The sequence below is a fragment of the Candidatus Methylomirabilota bacterium genome, from assembly GCA_036002485.1.
Taxonomy (GTDB): Bacteria; Methylomirabilota; Methylomirabilia; order Rokubacteriales; family CSP1-6; genus AR37.
In genome coordinates this window covers 1-3,715 of the sequence record DASYTI010000142.1, presented here as the reverse complement: position 1 = coordinate 3,715, position 3,715 = coordinate 1, and the positions used below count along the sequence as shown (strand labels likewise).

The following is a 3,715-nucleotide window of genomic DNA, read 5'->3' as shown; positions in this document are numbered from 1 at the left end:
CTGGCCCTGACCGAGCCCGGCGTGGGCTCGGATGCGGCCAATCTGACCTGCCGGGCCGAGCGCGATGGTGACGGCTATGTCATCAGCGGAGAGAAGTCCGGCATCAGCCTTGGAATGATCGCGCAGGCCGCCATCGTCTTTGCCCGCACCGATCCCGAGGGCCGCGCCCGAGGCGTCACGGCGTTCCTGGTGCCGCTCGATCTGCCCGGTGTCTCGCGCAGCCCGCTGCGCGACATGGGCACACGGGCCATCGGCCGAGCCGTACTCGCCTTCGATCGCGTCCGCGTCCCCCCCTCGCACCGGCTCGGAGAGGAAGGCACGGGCTTTTACCAGGTCATGCAGGGCTTCGACTACAACCGCGTCGGCATCGCCCTGGCCTGTCTCGGGGTCGCCCAGGTCTCGCTGGAGGAGACCATGGCCTATGTGAAGGAGCGCATGGCCTTCGGTCGCGCGCTCGCGACCTTCGAGGGTGTGTCCTTCCCCATCGCGGAGGCCGCCACCCATGTCGATGCCTGCCGCTGGCTCTGCTACCGCGCCCTCTGGCTGGCCGATCATGGCCAGCGCCACACCAAGGAATCGGCCATGACCAAGTGGTGGGCGCCGCGGCTGGCCGTCGATACCATTCATCAGTGCCTGCTCTTTCACGGCCACTACGGCTACACGGACGAGCTGCCCTTCGAGCAGCGCATGCGCGATGTCATCGGGCTCGAGATCGGTGACGGCGCCGCGGAAGTGATGAAGATGGTGGTGGCCCGGGAGCTCATGGGCAGAGAGAGCTTGCCGTACTGACCGGTCTTGCGATTTGACGAGAATCTGATAGCTTCGCCTAATACATACAGGGAGAGCACGCATCGTGAGTGCCATCGCGACACCGTCGACCGACGTGAAGTGGACAACCGAAGAGATCCGCGTGGCGGGATCGCTCCTACGCCTGCGCAAGGGCGGGGCGGGCGACCCCATGCTCGTGCTCCATCACGAGATCGGGAGCCCGGAGCGCCTGCCCTTCTACGACGCTCTGGCGCGCCGTTTCAGCGTGTACCTGCCCTCGCACCCGGGCTATGACGGATCGGAGCGGCCGGCCTGGATGCGGAACGTCCGAGACGTCGCCGTGACCTATCAGGCCCTCATCGCCGCGCAGAAGCTCTCCAAGGTCTCCGTGGTCGGGCTGGGTTTCGGCGGCTGGATGGCCGCGGAGATGGCGAGCATGGCCCCGCGTGCATTGCATCGCCTCGTCCTCGTGGGCGCCATGGGCATCAAGCCTGTCCAGGGCGAGATCCTCGACGAGGCCATCGTCAGCTACATCGACTACGTGCGCGCCGGCTTCGAGAACCAGGAGATCTTCGACCAGGTCTTCGGAGCCGAGCCGCCCACCCCGCTCCTCGAACAGTGGGACCTGAACCGGGAAATGACCTTCCGCATCGCGTGGAAGCCGTACATGTACAACCCGACGCTGCCGCATCTCCTGGGCGGGGTGCAGACGCCCGCCCTCATCGTGTGGGGCCGGGGCGACCGGATCGTGCCGCTGGAATGCGGCGAGGCGTATTCGCGCGCGCTGCCCCAGAGCCGTCTCGCCGTGATCGAAGGGGCGGGCCATTTCATCGACATGGAGCAGCCCGAGGCGCTCGCCAAGCTCGTGACCGAGTTCGCCGCTCAGCCGTGACCCGGACCGGGCCCGGCGTGGCCCGCTCCTGACCGGGAGACCAAGACCATGCATCTCATGTACTTCAGCGAGCAGCCGATGTCGGCCTATCCCGTGGAGGAGGGCAAGAGGTTCGGCGCCACCGCGCTGATGTTCTCGAACCGGTACTTCGATCCCGTGGAGGGCAGCCGGCTCTACCAGGAATATCTCGAGCACTACCGGCTGGCCGAGGAAGTCGGGTTCGACGGGATCATGCTCAACGAGCACCACAATGCGCCGTTCTGCATGCAGGCCAAGTGCAATGTCTTCGCCTCGATCCTGGCCGCCATGACCAAGCGCGTGAAGCTGGTCCTCCTCGGCAATCCGCTCCCCCTGGCCGACAACCCCGTGCGTCTGGCCGAAGAGCTTTCCATGATCGACATGATCTCCAAGGGGCGGCTCGTCTCGGGCTTCGTCCGCGGCGGCGGCCAGGAGCAGCTCGCGGCCGGCGTCAACCCCGCCTACAATCGCGAGCGCTTCGAGGAGGCGCACGAGCTCATCGTGCGCGCGTGGACGCAGACGGGGCCGTTCCGCTTCGAGGGCACGCACTACCAGCACCGCGTGGTCAACCCGTGGGCCGTTCCCCCTCCAGAAGCCGCACCCCCGGATCTGGATTCCCGGCGTGCTGAGCAAGGAGACCATCATCTGGTCGGCCCGCCAGCGCTACCCCTACATCGCGCTCAGCACGGCCATCGACGCGACCAAGAAGATCTGGGAGCTCTACGACTCTGTGGCCGCCGAGGCTGGCTACACGGCGGGGGCCGAGAACCGCGGCTATCTCCAGCGCTGCCATGTCGCCGACACCGAGGAGAAGGCCATGGCCAACGCGCGGCAGTTCATGTGGATGCAGGGCGAGTTCACGGGCCTCGCCCATCCCGTGTGGTCCACGCCGTCGGGCTATTTCTCGCCCTCGTACCGCAAGGCCTTCGTTGAGTTCGCGGTGGGCCGCGGCGCCAATCCCCGGGCCGCCACGTTCGAGGATCAGATCCGCAATCAGCAGATCATCGCCGGCACGCCCAAGACCGTCATTCCGAAGCTCCGCCGGCTCCTCGAGGAGACGCGCCCGTCCATCGTGGGCTTCTGGGCCAGCGACGGCTTCGTCAGCAACGAGGATTCGAAGAGCTGCATTCGCATGCTCGGTCTCGAGGTGCTGCCCGCCGTGCGCGAGATCGGCAAGGAGCTCGGCCTCCTGAGCCCCTTCGAGGCCAACGCGCCGGTGAGCATCGCTCACTCGACGGCGCCGACACCGGCCATGGCCTGAGCCGCTCCGCGACACACTCGTCACAGGCTCGAGAGGGAAACCCAGGAGGAGAGATCATGCGATTCAAGGACCGGGTGGCGCTCATCACCGCGGCGGCCAGCGGCATAGGCCGCGCCACCGCCGACATCATCGGCGCCGAGGGCGGCGTCGTCGTCGCCGTGGACACGGACAAGACCAGGCTCGATGCGACGGTGGAGGCGCTCAAGTCCGCGGGCGGCCGCGCCCATGGTCGCCAGGCCGATGCCCTCGACCCCGACCAGGTCGGCGGCGTGGTCGAAAGCGTGGTCCGCGAGCTCGGGCGCATCGACATTCTGGTCAATGCCGTGGGGGGCAGCACCATCATTCCCCGGCCTGGCGCCAAGGTGGACGAGCTCAGCTTTGTCGAGTGGCAGCGCCTCATCGCGTTCAACCTGGAAGGCACCTTTCTCTTCTGTCACGCGGTGACCCCGGTCATGAAGCGCCAGCAGAGCGGCAAGATCGTGAACATCTCGTCCATCGCGGGCCGGGGCCTCAGCGAGAGCAGCAGCAGCGCCTATGCGGCGGCCAAGGGCGGCATCATCGCCTTCACGAAGAAGATCGCGCTCGAGCTTGGCCCCTTCGGCATCAACGTGAACGCCATCGCGCCCAGCCTCACGCTGACCGAGCGCCTGCAGCCGCGCTGGGACAAGTGGACCGAGGAGGAACGGGCCCAGGAGACCGCGCGGATGCCGCTCCGGCGCGTGGCGGTGGCGCGGGACCAGGCGCGCGTCATCTGCTTCCTCGCCTCCCAGGACGCG

The 3,715-nt window shown here is 67.4% G+C and carries 4 protein-coding genes; all 4 read left to right on the top strand.

Annotated features, from left to right (window positions below):
• Window positions 1-789, top strand: a 789-nt coding sequence (locus tag VGT00_14030; protein HEV8532534.1) for an acyl-CoA dehydrogenase family protein, incomplete at its 5' end; no start/stop codon positions are given.
• Window positions 790-853: 64 nt separating this feature from the next.
• Window positions 854-1,660: an alpha/beta hydrolase gene (locus VGT00_14025; GenBank protein ID HEV8532533.1), complete on the top strand. Its 807-nt coding sequence runs from the start codon at window positions 854-856 to the stop codon at window positions 1,658-1,660.
• 484 nt (window positions 1,661-2,144) lie between these two features.
• Window positions 2,145-2,939, top strand: coding sequence for an LLM class flavin-dependent oxidoreductase (locus VGT00_14020; protein HEV8532532.1), 795 nt, complete (start codon window positions 2,145-2,147; stop codon window positions 2,937-2,939).
• 56 nt (window positions 2,940-2,995) lie between these two features.
• A partial coding sequence (locus VGT00_14015) for an SDR family NAD(P)-dependent oxidoreductase (protein ID HEV8532531.1) occupies window positions 2,996-3,715 on the top strand: 720 nt, incomplete at its 3' end.